This is a genomic window from Streptomyces sp. NPDC001348 (assembly GCF_053597535.1).
Map to the genome: position 1 here is coordinate 26,391 of NZ_JBSFIK010000060.1, position 17,032 is coordinate 43,422.

Annotated in this window: 18 protein-coding genes and 1 pseudogene; 16 read left to right on the forward strand and 3 right to left on the reverse strand. The window is 71.4% G+C overall.

What is annotated here, in order from left to right; translation table 11 throughout:
• The first annotated feature begins 13 nt into the window (after positions 1–13).
• The 3 genes from ACWC21_RS38465 to ACWC21_RS38475 all read left to right on the forward strand — a co-directional run bounded on the left by ACWC21_RS38465 (position 14) and on the right by ACWC21_RS38475 (position 2,494).
• A complete protein-coding gene (locus ACWC21_RS38465) occupies positions 14–217 on the forward strand; it encodes a hypothetical protein (protein WP_450889037.1) in 204 nt (67 codons plus the stop codon).
• Between the two features lie 85 nt (positions 218–302).
• Positions 303–1,037, forward strand: coding sequence for a response regulator transcription factor (locus ACWC21_RS38470; RefSeq protein WP_450889038.1), 735 nt, complete (start codon positions 303–305; stop codon positions 1,035–1,037).
• Entirely contained in the window at positions 1,034–2,494 is a 1,461-nt protein-coding gene (locus ACWC21_RS38475) for a HAMP domain-containing sensor histidine kinase (RefSeq protein ID WP_450889040.1), read from the forward strand. The genes ACWC21_RS38470 and ACWC21_RS38475 overlap by 4 nt, the downstream gene beginning before the upstream one ends.
• A 21-nt stretch (positions 2,495–2,515) precedes the next feature.
• On the opposite strand, the gene ACWC21_RS38480 is transcribed toward ACWC21_RS38475, so the two are convergent.
• Positions 2,516–3,169, reverse strand: coding sequence for a Uma2 family endonuclease (locus ACWC21_RS38480; protein ID WP_450889042.1), 654 nt, complete (start codon positions 3,167–3,169; stop codon positions 2,516–2,518).
• 474 nt (positions 3,170–3,643) lie between these two features.
• On the opposite strand from ACWC21_RS38480, the pseudogene ACWC21_RS38485 reads away from it, so the two are divergent.
• From ACWC21_RS38485 to ACWC21_RS38525, 9 genes and pseudogenes are all read left to right on the forward strand, one after another.
• Positions 3,644–4,612: pseudogene (locus tag ACWC21_RS38485) on the forward strand (pectinesterase family protein); the annotation flags it as partial.
• A gap of 215 nt (positions 4,613–4,827) precedes the next feature.
• The gene (mshD, locus tag ACWC21_RS38490; protein ID WP_450889044.1) at positions 4,828–5,790 is read left to right on the forward strand and encodes a mycothiol synthase; all 963 of its coding nucleotides are present in this window, start codon (positions 4,828–4,830) and stop codon (positions 5,788–5,790) included.
• Positions 5,791–5,895: 105 nt separating this feature from the next.
• Positions 5,896–6,282, forward strand: coding sequence for a GntR family transcriptional regulator (locus ACWC21_RS38495; RefSeq protein WP_450889063.1), 387 nt, complete (start codon positions 5,896–5,898; stop codon positions 6,280–6,282).
• Positions 6,279–7,175 carry an ABC transporter ATP-binding protein gene (locus tag ACWC21_RS38500; protein WP_450889046.1) on the forward strand — a complete coding sequence of 299 codons (897 nt, stop codon included), beginning with the start codon at positions 6,279–6,281 and terminating at the stop codon, positions 7,173–7,175. The genes ACWC21_RS38495 and ACWC21_RS38500 overlap by 4 nt, the downstream gene beginning before the upstream one ends.
• Before the next feature lie 5 nt (positions 7,176–7,180).
• Positions 7,181–8,233: an ABC transporter permease gene (locus ACWC21_RS38505; protein WP_450889065.1), complete on the forward strand. Its 1,053-nt coding sequence runs from the start codon at positions 7,181–7,183 to the stop codon at positions 8,231–8,233.
• Positions 8,230–9,087 (forward strand): hypothetical protein, encoded by an 858-nt coding sequence (locus tag ACWC21_RS38510; RefSeq protein ID WP_450889047.1) that lies wholly within the window; start codon positions 8,230–8,232, stop codon positions 9,085–9,087. The genes ACWC21_RS38505 and ACWC21_RS38510 overlap by 4 nt, the downstream gene beginning before the upstream one ends.
• A 174-nt stretch (positions 9,088–9,261) precedes the next feature.
• Positions 9,262–11,616, forward strand: coding sequence for an RNA degradosome polyphosphate kinase (locus ACWC21_RS38515; RefSeq protein ID WP_450889049.1), 2,355 nt, complete (start codon positions 9,262–9,264; stop codon positions 11,614–11,616).
• A complete protein-coding gene (locus ACWC21_RS38520; protein WP_450889051.1) occupies positions 11,597–12,697 on the forward strand; it encodes a CHAD domain-containing protein in 1,101 nt (366 codons plus the stop codon). Before ACWC21_RS38515 ends, ACWC21_RS38520 begins: the two co-directional genes overlap by 20 nt.
• Before the next feature lie 37 nt (positions 12,698–12,734).
• The gene (locus tag ACWC21_RS38525) at positions 12,735–13,154 is read left to right on the forward strand and encodes an NUDIX hydrolase (protein ID WP_450889053.1); all 420 of its coding nucleotides are present in this window, start codon (positions 12,735–12,737) and stop codon (positions 13,152–13,154) included.
• Positions 13,155–13,166: 12 nt separating this feature from the next.
• Here ACWC21_RS38525 and ACWC21_RS38530 read toward each other — a convergent pair whose 3' ends face one another.
• On the reverse strand, positions 13,167–13,337 hold the full coding sequence (locus ACWC21_RS38530) for a hypothetical protein (RefSeq protein WP_450889054.1): 171 nt from the start codon (positions 13,335–13,337) through the stop codon (positions 13,167–13,169).
• Between the two features lie 159 nt (positions 13,338–13,496).
• Here ACWC21_RS38530 and ACWC21_RS38535 point away from each other — a divergent pair, with 159 nt between their 5' ends.
• Both ACWC21_RS38535 and ACWC21_RS38540 read left to right on the forward strand, forming a co-directional pair.
• Positions 13,497–14,381, forward strand: coding sequence for a hypothetical protein (locus tag ACWC21_RS38535; protein ID WP_450889056.1), 885 nt, complete (start codon positions 13,497–13,499; stop codon positions 14,379–14,381).
• A 107-nt stretch (positions 14,382–14,488) separates the two neighbouring features.
• Positions 14,489–14,656, forward strand: a complete 168-nt coding sequence (locus ACWC21_RS38540) for a hypothetical protein (RefSeq protein ID WP_450889066.1) — start codon at positions 14,489–14,491, stop codon at positions 14,654–14,656.
• 17 nt (positions 14,657–14,673) lie between these two features.
• Here ACWC21_RS38540 and ACWC21_RS38545 read toward each other — a convergent pair whose 3' ends face one another.
• On the reverse strand, positions 14,674–15,009 hold the full coding sequence (locus ACWC21_RS38545; protein WP_450889058.1) for a metal-sensitive transcriptional regulator: 336 nt from the start codon (positions 15,007–15,009) through the stop codon (positions 14,674–14,676).
• Between the two features lie 206 nt (positions 15,010–15,215).
• Between ACWC21_RS38545 and ACWC21_RS38550 the strand changes: the two genes are divergently transcribed.
• Together ACWC21_RS38550 and ACWC21_RS38555 are read left to right on the forward strand one after the other, a co-directional pair.
• Entirely contained in the window at positions 15,216–15,836 is a 621-nt protein-coding gene (locus ACWC21_RS38550; protein ID WP_132852521.1) for a DUF47 domain-containing protein, read from the forward strand.
• A 7-nt stretch (positions 15,837–15,843) separates the two neighbouring features.
• The gene (locus ACWC21_RS38555) at positions 15,844–16,842 is read left to right on the forward strand and encodes an anion permease (protein ID WP_450889060.1); all 999 of its coding nucleotides are present in this window, start codon (positions 15,844–15,846) and stop codon (positions 16,840–16,842) included.
• Positions 16,843–17,032: the final 190 nt, after the last annotated feature.

Genomic DNA, 17,032 nt, shown 5'->3' on the forward strand with positions numbered 1-17,032 from the left:
CCAGGAGCACGTCATGATCACGCAGGTCACGCACACGGTCGCCAGCACCGACCCGGCCGGCATCACCCTCGCCCTCGAGGTGGCGTACGACCTCCACGCACCGGCACCGCGCGCTCCCGAGGTCGCGGCCCCCCAGCTGATGGGCCTGCGGGTCCCCGCCGCCCGCCCGCACCGCCACAAGGTGCCGCTGAAGCGCCTGACGGCGATACCCGGCTGACCCCGATCCCCTGCCTACTCCGCAGCCCGCACTCATGCGACGCTGAGAGCGTCCCGACCCACCGCACCCCGAGGAACCGCGAGCGATGAGCCCCGCCGAAGGCGACCGTGACCCCCAGCGCATCCTGATCGTCGACGACGAGCCCGCCGTCCGCGAAGCACTGCAGCGCAGCCTCGCCTTCGAGGGGTACGACACCGAGGTAGCGGTCGACGGCGCGGACGCCCTGGAGAAGGCGACCGCGTACAAGCCGGACCTGGTGGTCCTGGACATCCAGATGCCGAGGATGGACGGGATGACGGCCGCACGCCGCATCCGGAGCGCGGGCGACACCACCCCGATCCTGATGCTCACGGCGCGCGACACGGTCGGCGACCGCGTCACCGGACTCGACGCCGGGGCCGACGACTACCTGGTCAAACCCTTCGAACTCGACGAACTCTTCGCCCGCATCCGTGCCCTCCTGCGCCGCAGCTCCTACGCGGCGGCCGTCTCCGCCCAGGCCCAGGAGGACGAGGCCCTCACCTTCGCCGACCTGCGCATGGACCTCGCGACCCGCGAGGTCACCCGCGGCGACCGGCAGGTGGAGCTGACCCGCACCGAGTTCACGCTCCTGGAGATGTTCATGGCCCACCCGCGTCAGGTGCTCACGCGTGAGCAGATCCTGAAGGCGGTCTGGGGCTTCGACTTCGAGCCGTCGTCGAACTCCCTGGACGTCTACGTGATGTACCTCCGCCGCAAGACGGAGGCCGGCGGTGAGCCGCGCCTCGTGCACACGGTGCGCGGCGTGGGCTACGTCCTACGACAGGGCGGCGCCGAGTGAAACGGCTGCTGCGCCGCTACCGTTCCCTCCCCATCCGCTCCCGGCTGGCGCTGCTGGTGGCGGCGGCGGTGGCGTTCGCGGTGGCGGCGGTGTCGGTGACCTGCTGGTTCATTGTGCAGGGGAAGCTGTACGCGCAGGTCAACAACGACCTCACCAAGGCAGTTTCCATGCCCCCGCATCAGCAGGACGTGGTGATCGGCAACGCTCTCTCCAACTGCACGCAGACCGCACAGGACAGCGGCCGCGGCGGTTTCGGGAACACCTACTCCCAGGTGGTCAAGGCGGACGGTACGCCCTGCCTCTTCCCGTCCTCGGTGGGCCGGGTCAAGGTCACCCAGCTCGACAAGGACGTGATCAAGCAGGCGAGCGACAGCGGCGCCCAAGGGGTCTTCCACAACAGCACTGACGCGGACGGCAATGACGTCCGGGTCCTGACCATCCCCAAGGTGCTTTTCGACCCGACCACCGGGACGGTTTCCAACGCGGCCCTCATGGCCGCCGTACCTCTGAAGAACACCCAGAACACCCTCAACGACCTGGCCCTCATCCTCCTCCTCGTCTCCGGCGTCGGAGTCGTCGGCGCGGGCGCCGCCGGCCTCGCGGTCGCCCGCGCCGGACTGCGCCCGGTCGACAAGCTCACGGAAGCCGTGGAACACGTCGCCCGCACCGAGGACCTGAGCATCCGCATCCCGGTCGAGGAGGACAGCGAGGACGAGGTCGCCCGCCTCTCCCGGTCCTTCAACTCGATGACGGCGTCCCTGGCCAGCTCCCGCGAGCTGCAGCAGCAGCTCATCGCGGACGCGGGGCACGAACTCCGCACCCCCCTCACCTCGCTCCGCACCAACATCGAACTCCTCACCCGCAGCGAGGAGACGGGCCGCCCGCTCCCCCCGGCGGACCGCAAGGCGCTCCTCGACTCGGTGAAGGCCCAGATGACGGAGCTGGCCTCGCTCATCGGCGACCTGCAGGAACTGTCCCGCTCGGAGGCCCAGCGCGGCGAACGCGTGCAGGTGGTCTCCCTGGAGGACACCGTGGAGGCGGCCCTGCGCCGAGCCCGTCTGCGCGGCCCGGAGCTGACCATCACGGCGTCCCTCGAGCCCTGGTACACCCGGGGGGAACCGGCCGCGCTGGAGCGGGCGGTGGTCAACATCCTGGACAACGCCGTGAAGTTCAGCCCCGAGGGCGGGGCGATCGACGTACAGCTCACCGGCGGCGTCCTCACGGTCCGCGACCACGGCCCCGGCATCCCCGCCGACGAACTCCCCTACGTCTTCGACCGCTTCTGGCGCTCCCCCTCGGCCCGCGCCCTCCCCGGCTCCGGCCTCGGCCTGTCCATAGTCGCCCGCACGGTGCAACAGGCGGGCGGCGAGGTCTCCCTGACCCGCGCGGAGGGCGGCGGCACGGTCGCGACGGTACGACTGCCGGGAGCGCCGATACCCCTGCCGGATGCTGCGTAAGGCGGTCGGCCCGTCCGTCCCTCAGCCGCGCTTCGGGCCGGTGATGGCTTCCCCGATCACGAAGCCCTTGGCGGGGCCTTTGGGGATGACGACCTCCTTGCCGTACGGGACCCTCACGACTCCCAGCCAGTCGGCCTTGTCGGGCTGAGGTTCGCTGAGGAGGGTAACGGTGCCGTTGTTGTCGTAGTCATCGATGACGACGTAGACGGGAATGCCGGCGCGGGCGTATTCCCGGCGTTTCCGGACGCGGTCCCGGTCCTGGTTGCGCTTGCCGGGCGAGACCACCTCGACGACCAGGCGAACTGCTGCGGCATCGACGCCGAGCCCGTCCTCGTCCCCGTACGGCTCCAGATCCTCCGGTGCGACAAGGACATCGGGAATCCACCCTCGGCGCCGGAAGATGACGTTGGTGTCCTGGTATGCCGCGTACTCGCCTTCCCCCAGATAGCGCACCAGCGCGTTGCGCAGACGGTTGGCGATGCGGGCATGGGACAGACGGCCGGTGGGCGACACCTCGATGGCTCCCTCGATGATCTCAGCGTGGTAGCCCTCGGGGAGTTCCATGGCCTTCCATGCGTGCCACACGACCTCGTCGAGGTCAGGGCCGTTCGCGGACAGGGGCTCGGTCCAGATCTCCGTCATGGTCTCGGGCCTCTCGTGCGCAAGAGCGGTCATGGTGGCGTCACCTCCTCAAGTGTGGGCTGGCTGTGCTCGCGGCACAAGCAACGCGATCACGGTAGGTACGGCATTACGGCTGACCAGCGGAAATGCCTCGGGATCACCCGATCGGGCGAGGCCCATCGCTCCGGCCGGAGAGCCGAGCAGGTCACCGACCGGGCGCAGCACCCTCTCGTCCCGCCCGGCCGGCCCCGGGCCGCACCGCAGCCTTCCGCGCCCGGATCGGCCCACCGGTCGTCCGAACCGGGCAACCTTCCCCCACCTCGCGGCGACTCCAGGTCAACCCCCGTACAGGGAACGACCGAACAGGAGGCGCCCCCCATGGCCACCCCCCATTCCAGGCCCCGCCACCGCAGACGCCGCACCACTCTCGCCCTCGGCATCCCGGTCGCGCTGACCGCCGCCACCGCACTCGCCTACGGAGTCACCGGCACCCAGCAGCAGGCCTCGGCCGCGACTCCCGCCGCCCCCGTCCGGGCCGCCGCCACCACCCTCACCGTCGCCCAGGACGGCACCGGCCAGTACCGGACGGTCCAGGCCGCGGTGAACGCCGTCCCCGCGAACAACCCCTCCCGCGTGGTGATCAGCGTCAAGCCGGGCACGTACCGCGAGCTGGTCAAGGTGCCGTCCAACAAGCCGCACGTCACCATCCAGGGCACCGGTGGCAGCCGGAAGGATACGGTGATCGTCTACAACAACGCGTCGGGCACGCAGAAGCCCGACGGTTCGGGGCCGTACGGCACCGGGGGCAGCGCCACCGTCGCCGTCGAGGCCGACGACTTCCAGGCCCGCAACCTGACCGTCTCCAACGACTTCGACGAGGCCGCGCACCAGAACATCGCCCAGCAGGCCGTCGCCCTGCGCACCGCCTCCGACAAGGTGTTCCTCGACAATGTGATCGTCAGCGGCGACCAGGACACCCTGCTGGTGGACACCGCGGCGAAGGAGAGGCTCGGCCGCGTCTACATGAGCAACTCCTACGTGATCGGCAACGTCGACTTCATCTTCGGCCGCGCGACCGCCGTGATCGACAAGTCCGTCATCACACTGAAGAAGCGCTACAACGGCACCTCGGCCGGCTACGTCACGGCACCCAGCACGGCCGCCGGCCGTAAGGGCATCCTGATCGCCAACTCCACGGTGAGCGGGGACGTGTCCGACCGGAGCTTCTACCTCGGCCGCCCCTGGCACGCGGGCGGCGACGCCAGCCTCGACCCGCAGACCACGGTCCGCAACACGGCCCTGAGCGCCGCGATCAGGACCGCCCCGTGGACCGACATGAGCGGCTTCTCCTGGAAGGACGACCGCTTCGCCGAGTACAGGAACACCGGCGCGGGCTCCGGCGCCGCGAGCAGCGACCGCCCCCAACTGACCGACGCCCAGGCCGCGGACCAGGAGGTCGCGGACTGGCTGGCGGGCTGGACGCCGACCGCCTCCTGAGACACCGCTTCCGCACCTCACCGGCCCCCGCCCGAGATCCCGAACAGCCGTCCGGAAAGGAGCGGCGGGCGGGGACCACGGCCGCACACCCGGGCGCCCGGGCGGCGCTCCACCTGCGGTGCGGCCGCTGATCGTCGGGCCCCGCGCGGCCGCACCGGAACACGCGCCGATCGGCGCCACCCGGCCGGAGCGCGGGCGCCCGTACCCTCGTACGCATGACCAGCGACGACACGGCACGGCCCGCCCGCACCCGTTCCATCGAGACCTACTCCGCGCTCTCCCCGGACCAGGCCGAGGCAGTGCTGGGCCTGCTCGCCGAGGCCGCCCGGACCGACGGACAGCAGCCGGTGTCCGAGCAGGGGCGCCTGCGACTGGCGGGCGGTGCCCGAGAAGGCATCTCCCACCTGCTGCTGCTCGTCGGCGGCGAACTCGTCGGCTACGCCCAACTGGAGGACACCGACCCGGTGGAGGCACCGGCCGCCGAACTGGTCGTCCACCCCTCGCACCGCGGCCACGGGCACGGCCGGGCGCTGGGGTCGGCCCTGCTGGCCGCCTCGGGCAAACGGCTGCGGGTGTGGGCGCACGGCGGGCACTCCGCCGCCCGCCATCTGGCCCAGGTGCTCGGGCTCACCCTCTTCCGCGAACTGCGGCAGATGCGGCGGCCGTTGGCCGGCCTGGACCTGCCCGACCCTGTGCTGCCCGAGGGCGTGACCGTACGCGCCTTCGTACCCGGCGCCGACGACGCGGCCTGGCTGGCCGTCAACGCCGCCGCCTTCGCCCACCACCCCGAGCAGGGCTCCCTGACCCAGCGCGACCTCGACGACCGCAAGGCCCAGCCGTGGTTCGACCCGGCGGGCTTCTTCCTCGCCGAGCGCGGGGGCGAACTCGTGGGCTTCCACTGGACGAAGGTCCATGAGGAGATGGGGGTCCCCCCGGTCGAGCGAAGCCGAGACTGGGGGAGGTTGGGCGAGGTGTACGTCCTCGGTGTGGCCCCCGGCAACCAGGGCGGCGGCCTCGGCAAGGCGCTCACCACCCTCGGCCTGCGCCATCTGGCGGCACAGGGGCTGCCGGCGGTGATGCTGTACGTCGACGCGGACAACAAGGCGGCGGTGGCGGTGTACGAGCGGCTGGGGTTCACGACGTACGAGACGGACCTGATGTACCGGACCGAGTCCTGAGGCTCCATAAGGGACATTGACCACCAGAAGGGGCGGCGATCTTGACGTCGCCCCTTCTTTGTACCACCCTTTCACTACTCAATTAGTGAAAGGGTGGTTGACCCAGTGGTCGAGTACCGCATCGACCGGCACAGCGGCGTGGCCACCTACGTCCAGATCGTCCAGCAGACGAAACAGGCCCTGCGCCTGGGGCTGCTGCGGCCGGGAGACAGGCTGCCCACGGCCCGGGAGGTCGTCGAGGCCACGGCGATCAACCCGAACACCGTCCTGAAGGCGTACCGCGAGCTGGAACGCGAGGGACTGGTGGAGGCCCGTCGGGGGCTCGGCACCTTCGTACGGCGCTCCCTCGGCGCCACCCCCGTCGACTCCCCCCTGCGCACCGAACTGGAGGAGTGGGCGGCCCGCGCCCGCGCCGCCGGGCTGGAGCGTGACGACGTGGCCGCACTCTTCACCGCCGTACTCGACAAGCACTTCCAGGGAGACCCGTCATGACCAACACGGCACTGGGGGCCGACGCGCTGGGCAAGCGCTTCGGCCGGCGCGGGAGCTGGGCGCTGCACGACTGCACCTTCGCCCTGCCCGCAGGGCGCGTGTGTGCCGTCGTCGGGCCCAACGGCGCGGGCAAGTCCACGCTCCTCGCCCTGGCCGCCGGACTGCTCGTCCCCACCGAGGGCACGATCACCGTCCTCGGGACTCACCCGGCCCGGGCACGCACACGCGTCGCCCACGTCGCCCAGAACAAGCCGCTCCACCCGCAGCTCACGGTCGCCGAGACGCTCCGCATGGGCGCCGAACTCAACCCGGAGCGGTGGGACGCGGCCGTCGCCGAGCGGACGACCGCGGCCGGCGACCTCGATCCGAAGGCGAAGATCCGCTCCCTGTCCGGCGGCCAGCGCACCCGCGTCGCACTCGCCCTGGCCCTCGGCAAACAGCCCGAGCTGTTGCTCCTCGACGAGCCGATGGCCGACCTCGACCCGCTGGCCCGGCACGAGCTGATGGGCGTGCTGATGGCGCAGGCGGCCCGGTACGGCACCACGATCGTGATGTCCTCGCACGTGGTGGCCGAGCTGGAGGAGTCCTGCGACCACCTGCTGCTGGTGGGCGGCGGCCGGATCCGGCTGGCCGGGGAGATCGACGACGTACTGGCCGCACACACGCGGGTCAGCGCCGCCGCCGACACCGCCGACCTCGCCCCGCACACCGTCGTCGAGTCCCGGGTCACCGGCCGCCAGGTCAACGCCCTCATCCGGCCGGCCGGCCCGCTGCCCGCCGACTGGCGCACCAGCACCCCCTCCCTGGAGGAGCTGGTCCTCGCCCACCTGCGCAGTCCCGACGCCCCGGCCCTCACCACCGCCGCGGCGACGAACGAGGAGGCCGCCCTGTGAGTGTCATGAACGCATCCAGCACGGCCGCGGTCCGCCCGACCCGCTGGCTGCTGCGCCTGCACCGCCCCGCGCTGCTCGTCTGGGCGGCCCTCGTGGTCCTCGTGAGCGTCCTGCTGCTGTGGCTCGCCGGGCCGCTCACCGACGCGGCGGCGGAGGGCTGGCGGCAGTGGAAGAGCTCCTGCGAGCGATCACCGCGGTGCACCTACGACCAGAAGCCGATCCTGCTCTTCAACGACACGTACACCTACCTCACCCTCGCCCTGGCCGCGCTGCCGTTCCTGGTGGCCGCCTGGGCGGGCGCCGCGCTCGTCGGACGCGAGATGGAGTCCGGCACCGCACAGCTCAGCTGGACGCAGGGGATCACCCCGGCCCGCTGGCTGACAGCCAAGCTGGCCGTGCCCGCCGCCGCGGTCACCGCGGGAACGAGCCTGCTGGTGCTCCTGCACCACCGGGCCTGGTCGACGGCCGACGGCCGCGTCGGCAGCATCGACACCTGGCACATGATGTCGGCCTTCCTCACGAACGGCCCCACCACCGTCGCCATCGCCCTGACCGGCCTGGCCGTCGGCGCCCTCACGGGTCTGGTCCTGCGCCGCACCCTGCCCGCGCTGGTCGGCGCCCTCGTCCTCACCGCGGGCGTCACGGGCCTGGCCTGGCGGCTCATGCCGCACCTGTGGCCCGCCGTCACGCGCGTGACCGGCTTCAAGGAGGGTTACGGCGATCTCTACAACGGCCTGGAGGTCGACACGGGCCTGGTCACCGCCACCGGCGGGCACATCCCCGAGCCCGCCTGCTCCGCTCACACGTCCGAGGGGTGTCGGCGGCTGTACGAGAAGCTCGGCGGGGTCGGCTACTACAACACCTACCACCCCTACTCGCACTTCTGGCCCCTGCAGCTGACCACCACGGCCCTGGTGCTGGCCTTCGCCGCCCTGTTCACCGTGGCCGCGTTCCTCGTCCTCAGACGGCTCACCGGACCACTGCGGCTCACCGGGCCACTGCGGACCACTGGGACCCGGCCGGCCGCCGGCCCGATCACCGAGGGGGCCGCCGGATGAGTTCCGCCGTACTCACGGGCCTGCCCCGCACGGTGCTGCGCCTGCACCGCTGGGCCCTGCTCGCCTGGACCGCGTTCGTCGTGGGCATGGCCGGCTGGCTGGTCTGGCTGACCGAGGTGACCGCCGTCGACGTCCGCCGGGCGGAACGGGCCTGCGCCCACCTCGACGTGTGCGCCGACCCCTTGGCCTCCCTCGCCTACAGCAAACCGTTCGCCTGGATCGGCGTGCTCCTCTGCTACAGCTTCCTGGCCGTCGCGGCCTTCGCGGGCGGCTCGCTGGTCGGACGCGAGATGGAGTCCGGCACCGCCGAGCTCGCCTGGACGCAGGGCGTCACCCCGGCCCGCTGGCTGACCGGCAAGCTCGCGCTGCCCGCGCTCGCGGTGGTGGCCGGGGGCGCGGTGCTGGTGCCCGTGTACCGCTGGGGCTGGAATGCCGACGGGGACCTGACCGGCGACGACTGGACCTCCCCCCTGACCTTCGTGGACCGGGGCCCGCTCATGGTGGCCTACGGCCTGTGCGCCCTCGCGGTCGGCGCGCTCGCCGCGGTGCTGCTGCGCCGCACCCTGGCCGCCCTCGGCACCGCCTTCGCCGTCATGTGGCTGCTCCAGTTCCTGCTGGAGCGCTACCGCACCGGCCTGTGGCCGGCCGTGAGCCGCACGTCACCGCAGCGGTTGACGCCGCCCGGTGGTGTCTGGGAGGTGAACCGGGGCCGCAACGCCGACGGTTACTTCGCCGTCTACCACCCCGAGTCCCATTACTGGCCCCTCCACCTGGTGGAGACCGGCATCGTCCTCGCCCTGGCGGCCGCCGCGACCACGGCGGCCCACACGGTGCTGCGCCGGCGCACCGCCTGAGCCGGGCCACCGCGGACCGGCGGGCCCGTACGTCCTTCCACGGGGGGAACGACGTACGGGCCCGTCACCTTCACCGCCCTCCCGCCGGCACGGACCCTCCGGAGCCGCCCCCCGATATCCCTAACGTCATGTCTCCGTAACCATCGATTCAGACGACCTTGCGACGCTCGGCCAATGAAGCCCGCCGTGCCAGAGCCTTCGCCGCCCCCCGGGGTGCCCGCGGGGAACGGGGCCGTGACGCTCCCACCCGCACGTTCCGACGCGCCTGTATCGCTCGTGACGCGGAACAATGGGGTCATGAGCCAGCCAGACACCCAGGCACAGGTCCAGCACGCGCAGCCCTCCGTGGGCTCCATCGCCGCGCACCGCCCGCACACCGTGGCCGCCGTGGTCTCCGACCTGGAACCCGACATCGATGCCGATCTCGACGCGTACGAGGAATCGCAGGTCGACGGGGTACAGCTGCCGCAGGGTCGTTTCCTCGACCGGGAGCGCAGCTGGCTCGCGTTCAACGAGCGGGTCCTGGAGCTCGCCGAGGACCCCGACACGCCCCTGCTCGAGCGGGCGAACTTCCTGGCGATCTTCGCCAGCAACCTGGACGAGTTCTTCATGGTCCGGGTGGCCGGCCTGAAGCGCCGCATCGCGACGGGCGTCGCCACCCGCTCCGCCTCCGGTCTCCAGCCCCGCGAGGTCCTGGAGATGATCTGGGCCCGCTCCCGCGAGCTCATGGCCCGGCACGCCGCCTGCTACCACGAGGACGTCGCCCCCGCCCTCGCGGAGGAGGGCATCCACCTGGTGCGCTGGGGCGAGCTGACCGAGAAGGAGCAGGCACGCCTCTTCACGCTCTTCCGGCACCAGATCTTCCCGGTCCTCACCCCCCTGGCGGTCGACCCGGCGCACCCCTTCCCGTACATCTCCGGACTGTCCCTGAACCTGGCCGTCCGGGTACGCAACCCCGTCACCGGCACCCCCCACTTCGCGCGCGTCAAGGTGCCGCCGCTGCTCTCCCGCTTCCTGGAGTGCTCCCCGGGCCGGTACGTCCCCCTCGAGGACGTCATCGCCGCCCACCTGGAGGAGCTGTTCCCGGGCATGGAGGTGCTGGAGCACCACACCTTCCGGGTCACCCGCAACGAGGACCTGGAGGTCGAGGAGGACGACGCCGAGAACCTGCTCCAGGCTCTGGAGAAGGAGCTCATGCGGCGCCGCTTCGGACCGCCGGTGCGCCTGGAGGTCGAGGAGAACATCGACCGCGAGGTCCTCGACCTGCTCGTGCGCGAGCTGAAGATCACCGAGGCCGAGGTGTACCCGCTGCCCGGCCCCCTGGACCTCACCGGCCTCTTCCGCATCGCCGGACTCGACCGGCCCGAGCTGAAGTACCGTAAGTTCGTCGCGGGCACCCACCGGGACCTGGCGGAGGTGGAGTCCGCCTCGCCGCCGGACATCTTCGCGGCGCTGCGCAGCCGTGACGTGCTGCTGCACCACCCGTACGACAGCTTCTCCACCTCCGTGCAGGCCTTCCTGGAGCAGGCGGCGGCCGACCCGGACGTCCTCGCCATCAAGCAGACCCTGTACCGCACCTCCGGCGACTCCCCGATCGTCGACGCGCTCATCGACGCCGCCGAGTCCGGCAAGCAGGTCCTCGTCCTGGTCGAGATCAAGGCCCGCTTCGACGAGCACGCCAACATCAAGTGGGCGCGCAAACTGGAGGAGGCCGGCTGCCACGTCGTCTACGGCCTCGTCGGCCTGAAGACCCACTGCAAGCTGTCCCTGGTGGTGCGCCAGGAGGGCGACACCCTCCGGCGCTACAGCCACGTGGGCACCGGCAACTACCACCCGAAGACGGCCCGCCTGTACGAGGACCTGGGCCTGCTCACCGCCGACCCGCAGGTCGGCGCGGACCTGTCCGACCTGTTCAACCGCCTCTCCGGCTACTCGCGCCGGGAGACCTACCGCCGTCTGCTGGTGGCCCCGAAGTCCCTGCGTGACGGCCTGGTCGCGCGGATCAACAAGGAGGTCCTGCACCACCGTGCCGGACGCCCCGCGTTCGTCCGCATCAAGGTCAACTCGATGGTCGACGAGGCGATCATCGACGCCTGCTACCGCGCGTCCCAGGCGGGCGTGCCGGTCGACGTGTGGGTGCGCGGCATCTGCGCCGTGCGCCCCGGCGTCCCCGGCCTGTCGGAGAACATCCGCGTCCGCTCCATCCTCGGCCGCTTCCTCGAGCACTCCCGCGTCTTCGTCTTCGGCAACGGCGGCGAACCGGAGGTGTGGTTCGGCAGCGCCGACATGATGCACCGCAATCTCGACCGCCGGATAGAGGCCCTGGTCCGGGTCACCGACCCGGCCCACCGGGCCGCCCTCAACCGGCTGCTCGACACCGGCATGTCCGACACCACGGCCTCCTGGCACCTGGGCCCGGACGGCGAGTGGACGCGACACGCGGTCGACGGGGACGGCCAGCCCCTGCGCAACGTCCAGGAGATGCTCATAGACGCCCGGAGGCGCCGGCGTGGCACAGCAACACCTTGACCCGACGGACCCGACGGCCGGGGTGACGACCGGGGACGCCCTCGCGGGCTACCTGCGCGCCCAGGCCACGGAGTTCCTCCGCGCACTGCGACTGCACCGGGAGACCGGTGACGGGGGCCACCCCGCCCGCGCGAGGACGAAGGCGGGGGAGGCCGGCGGCGCGGAGGGGTCCGTCGACGCGGCGCGCGCCCTGCGCCGCTCGGCCCGCCGCATCAGCGGCAGCCTGCACACCTTCCGCCCCCTGCTCGACACCGCCTGGTCGGAGGAGATCCGGCCGGAACTGGCCTGGCTGTCGGGAACCTTGGGGCTGGAGCACGCCTACGAGGCCCGGCTGGAGCGGCTGTTGCTGGCGCTGCACCGGCTGTCGGGGGCCACGGCGGTACCCGCCCAGCCCGTCGGCGCGGCGGTGGGCGGCCGCACCGACGGGATGGCGCCCGACCGACTGCCGGTGGAACGCGGCAATCTGACCGTGGGTGCGGCGAAGGCGGGCGCGCTGCTCGACCGCCAGCTCACCCTCGCCCGGACCCGCGCCCACTCCACCGCCCTCCAGGCGCTCGGCTCCTCCCGCTTCCACGCCGTCGCCGACAAGGTCGCCTTACTGGCCAGTGAGGTCCCCCTGACCGCTGCCGCCGCGACCACCGACCTGCGCCCGCTGGCCGCCGCCGCGGAGGAACGTCTCACCGACGCGATCTCCGCACTCCCCCTGGTCATCGCCGGCCACCCGTACAACTCGGAGGCCCTCGTCCACGGCCTGTCCCCGGACCCGTCCCTCCACCCCCAGGACGGCCCGTGGCACCAGGTCCGCCTGCTGCTGCGCCTGCACCGCTACGCCCGCGAGGTGCTGCACGGCCCGGGCACCCCCGTCGACATGCGGCTGCTGACGGCCGGCCAGTCCCTCAACCGGCACCGGGACGCCTCGGAGGCCTCCGCGGCGGCGGCGCAGGCGGCCCGCACCCCGCGCATCGCCCCGGCGACGGCGTACGCCCTCGGTGTGCTCCACGCCGACCAGCGCCACGAGGTCGAGGCGGCGCGGTTCGCGTTCCAGCAGTGCTGGCAGAAGCGGACGGCCACCACCCCCTGACCCCCTTCGCGTTCCGAGACGAGGCGGTGAAGCACCGGTGACGACCCCGAGGGACACCCCCGTGCAGGCAGCGGGCTGCGTACTGTGGCGCCGCTCACCGGTGGACGGCCGGCTGGAGGTCTGCCTCGTCCACCGGCCGAAGTACGACGACTGGTCCCACCCCAAGGGCAAGCTCAAGCGCGGCGAGGAGGCACTGGCGGGCGCCGTGCGGGAGGTGGCGGAGGAGACCGGGTACACCGCCGAGCCCGGCGCCGGGCTGTCCACGGTGTGCTACTCGACGGGCGGCCGGGCCAAGGAGGTCCGCTACTGGGCGGCCGAGGCCGTCGCCGGCGGCTTCACCCCGAACGACGAGGTGGACCGCATCCTCTGGCTGACCCCCGCCGCCGCCCGTGACCGCCTCACCCAGCCACGGGACCGGGACCTCGTCGACGAGTTGGTCTGCCACTCCCCCGTGTGACCCGGGCGCCCGTCAGCAGCCCGTGTGCCCCTCCGCGTCCGCCCTCGCCTGACTGCGGGCCCGGCGGGCGGGACCGCGCCAGCCGCAGGAACAGCGGGCCACGCAGAACCGGCCCTGTTCGGTCGTCGTCGTGAGATGGTCCTGCCCCTGTCGGCTCCGCTCGGAGCCGTCCTGCTGTGCCACTCCGACAACGTTACCCACGCCGCGGTAAACGACTCGTCAGGTGCCTGCCGAGCTCTGCCCCCACACGCCGGACGCACGCGTGACGGCCGCCCCCTACTCGTCGTTAACCGGGTCGACAGGGGGCGTGTGAGGGACGTACCGGCTGGGGGTAGGCAGGCTATGGATCGGCGGCAGCACAGGCGGGCGGGCGGGACGGCCGGCATGGTGGGATTCGCGGTGGGGATCACCGCCGGTCTCGGCCTCGGCACCACGGGCTGTTCCTTCAGCGGGGCCGCCGCCGAGGACGCGCGCGGCGCGGGCGACCCGGTCACCGCACTGCACCGCGCCGCCGGAACCCTGCGCGAGGCGGGCAGCTCCCAGGCCGTCACGTCGATGGAGATGGCCACCGGCGGCACCCGCGTCACCATCCGCGGCAAGGGCGTCTACGACTACCGCAGACAGCTCGGCAGGCTGACCGTGCAACTCCCGCAGGACCCCGCGGGGAAGGCCGAGCACCGTCCGATCACGGAACTCCTCGCCCCCGGCGCCCTGTTCATGAAGAACCGCGGCGCCGGAGTACCCCCGGACAAATGGGTCCGGGTGGACATCGCGACCCTCTCCGACGGCAACCTGGTCACGGGCGGGGCGACCGATCCGTACGCCGCCGCGGAGCTGCTGCGCGGCACACGGACGGCGAGGTACGTGGGGCGGAGCGAACTCGACGGCATCGGGGTGCGGCACTTCCGCGGCACCGCCGACCTGGCCCGGGCGGCACGCAGCGCCTCGGCGGGCAACCGGGAGGCACTGGCGGCGGCGGCGAAAGGGTTCGCCACCGCCGAGGTCCCGTTCGACGCCTATCTGGACGACGAGGGCCGCATCCGCAAGATCCGGCAGAGCTTCTCGTTCGTCAACGGCCGGCAGAAGGGTACGGTGGCCGTGGCCTCGACCACACTGCTGTACGACTTCGGGACCCCGGCGGACGTCCGGCTGCCGCCCTCGAAGGACATCTACGCGGGGCGGATCGCCGAAAACCAGCCATCCGAGGAACGGAACAGCGGACGGTAGCACTAGTCAGAGCGGCTGGCCGCGAACTAGCCCGTCCGTGCCATGCGCGGTGTGTTGGGCCCTGCCTACTCTAGGAAGCCGGTAACGGCAGAGAAGAGGTGACGCACGTGGCTCCGGTCGGCGGTACGGCAGTTCAGGACCACGTGGCCCTCGCCGAGATCGAACTGTGCGGAGAGCTGATCATCGCGGCGTCGGCCGCCGAGGAACGGCTCAGCCTGGAGAGCATCGACGAAGTGCTGCGCGTGGCCGAGGAAAGGACCCCGGCCCACGGCTGACCTGCGGGGATCGTCCCTCAGGTACGCAGCAGACGGCCGATCGCCCGCGTGGCCTCCTCCACCTTCGCGTCGATCTCCGAGCCGCCCTTGACGGCCGCGTCCGCGACGCAGTGGCGCAGGTGCTCCTCCAGCAGTTGGAGGGCGAAGGACTGCAGGGCCTTGGTGGAGGCGGAGACCTGCGTGAGTATGTCGATGCAGTAGGTGTCCTCGTCGACCATGCGCTGCAGGCCGCGGATCTGGCCCTCGATCCGGCGCAGCCGCTTGAGGTGCTCGTCCTTCTGCTTGTGGTATCCGTGAGTGGTGCCGCCACCCGTCTCGGAGGGCGCCGTGGCACCGGCCTCGGTCGTCGTCATCGCGCCCCTCCAGTCGTAGCAGAGCTCCGGACACATACCCCTGGTGGGTATATGGTAACCAACTTCCGTGGGTAGAGGGGTCTTGGTACGCCCCCCTGATGATCGGTTTGACCGATGGGTGACACTGGGGGACGGCCCATTAGCCGTGGCCGGATGATGCGCCTAGCATCACCCTGACCGAAACCGAAGCACCCCGAGGACCCCAAGTGCGCTTTCGTCTGACCCCCAGGGAGACGAGCTTCTACGACATGTTCGCCGCCTCCGCGGACAACATCGTCACCGGCTCGAAACTCCTGATGGAACTGCTCGGGGCGGACGCATCCGCCCGGGCCGAGATCGCAGAGCGTATGCGGGCCGCGGAACATGCAGGTGACGACGCCACGCACGCGATCTTCCACCAGTTGAACTCCTCGTTCATCACGCCGTTCGACCGCGAGGACATCTACTCCCTCGCCTCGTCCCTCGACGACATCATGGACTTCATGGAGGAGGCCGTCGACCTGGTCGTCCTCTACAACGTCGAAGAACTGCCAAAGGGTGTCGAGCAGCAGATCGAGGTCCTGGCACGAGCGGCGGAGCTGACGGCGGAGGCGATGCCGAGCCTGCGCACCATGGACAACCTCACCGAGTACTGGATCGAGGTCAACCGCCTCGAGAACCAGGCGGACCAGATCCACAGAAAGCTTCTCGCACACCTCTTCAACGGCAAGTACGACGCGATCGAGGTGCTGAAGCTCAAGCAGATCGTGGATGTGCTGGAGGAGGCGGCGGACGCGTTCGAGCACGTGGCGAACACGGTGGAGACCATCGCCGTCAAGGAGTCCTGACCCGTCCATGGACACCTTCGCGCTTCTCGTGACCATCCTGGTCGCGCTCCTCTTCACGTACACGAACGGATTCCACGACTCGGCGAACGCCATCGCGACGTCGGTGTCGACCCGGGCCCTGACCCCGCGGGCGGCTCTCGCCATGGCCGCGGTGATGAACCTGGCCGGCGCCTTCCTGGGCTCCGGGGTCGCCAAGACCGTCAGTGAGGGCCTGATCGAGACGCCCACCGGCTCCTCGGGCATGGCCATCCTCTTCGCGGCGCTGGTCGGCGCGATCGTCTGGAACCTGGTCACCTGGTACTTCGGCCTGCCCTCGTCGTCCTCGCACGCCCTGTTCGGCGGCATGGTCGGCGCGGCACTCGCGGGCGGCACGGCGGTCCACTGGAACGGCGTGCTTGACAAGATCATCACGCCGATGTTCCTGTCCCCGGTGGTGGGCCTGATCGTCGGTTACCTGGTGATGACCGTGATCCTCTGGCTGTTCCGCCGCTCGAACCCCCACAAGGCGAAGCGCGGCTTCCGTATAGCGCAGACGGTGTCGGCGGCCGGCATGGCCCTCGGCCACGGCCTCCAGGACGCCCAGAAGACCATGGGTGTCGTCGTACTGGCCCTGGTCATCGCCGGACACCAGTCCTTCGCGGACCCCATTCCGGTGTGGGTGAAGCTCGTCTGCGCGGTGATGCTCTCCCTCGGCACCTACGCCGGCGGCTGGCGCATCATGCGCACGCTCGGCCGGAAGATCATCGAACTCGACCCGCCGCAGGGCTTCGCCGCGGAGACCACCGGCGCGTCGATCATGTTCGTCACCGCGTTCCTCTTCAAGGCGCCGATCTCCACGACCCATGTGATCACCTCCGCGATCATGGGTGTGGGCGCCACCAAGCGCGTCAACGCCGTCCGCTGGGGCGTCGCCAAGAACATCGTCCTCGGCTGGTTCATCACCATGCCGGCAGCCGCACTGGTCGCCGCCGCGGCCTACGGGGTCGTGAACCTGGCGTTCCTGTAGGACGGGCCGGGGCCCTGGCCGTAGCTGGGACTCGCCCCAGACCCCGCCAGGGGCTGCGCCCCTGGACCCCGGCGTTTCCCACCCACCCACCCGTGACGGTCGGCTGAGAAGTCCCCCACCTGGGGCTCCGCCCCAGACCCCGGCGGGGACTCCGTCCCCTGCACCCCTGGCGGGGCTCCGCCCCATACCC

Coding starts and splice junctions, on each gene's coding strand:
- ACWC21_RS38465 (WP_450889037.1), top strand. CDS start 14: ATGATCACGCAGGTCACGCACACGGTCGCCAGCACCGACCCGGCCGGC.
- ACWC21_RS38470 (WP_450889038.1), top strand. CDS start 303: ATGAGCCCCGCCGAAGGCGACCGTGACCCCCAGCGCATCCTGATCGTC.
- ACWC21_RS38480 (WP_450889042.1), bottom strand. CDS start 3,169: ATGACCGCTCTTGCGCACGAGAGGCCCGAGACCATGACGGAGATCTGG.
- mshD (WP_450889044.1), top strand. CDS start 4,828: ATGACCAGCGACGACACGGCACGGCCCGCCCGCACCCGTTCCATCGAG.
- ACWC21_RS38500 (WP_450889046.1), top strand. CDS start 6,279: ATGACCAACACGGCACTGGGGGCCGACGCGCTGGGCAAGCGCTTCGGC.
- ACWC21_RS38505 (WP_450889065.1), top strand. CDS start 7,181: ATGAACGCATCCAGCACGGCCGCGGTCCGCCCGACCCGCTGGCTGCTG.
- ACWC21_RS38510 (WP_450889047.1), top strand. CDS start 8,230: ATGAGTTCCGCCGTACTCACGGGCCTGCCCCGCACGGTGCTGCGCCTG.
- ACWC21_RS38515 (WP_450889049.1), top strand. CDS start 9,262: ATGAAGCCCGCCGTGCCAGAGCCTTCGCCGCCCCCCGGGGTGCCCGCG.
- ACWC21_RS38535 (WP_450889056.1), top strand. CDS start 13,497: ATGGATCGGCGGCAGCACAGGCGGGCGGGCGGGACGGCCGGCATGGTG.
- ACWC21_RS38545 (WP_450889058.1), bottom strand. CDS start 15,009: ATGACGACGACCGAGGCCGGTGCCACGGCGCCCTCCGAGACGGGTGGC.
- ACWC21_RS38555 (WP_450889060.1), top strand. CDS start 15,844: ATGGACACCTTCGCGCTTCTCGTGACCATCCTGGTCGCGCTCCTCTTC.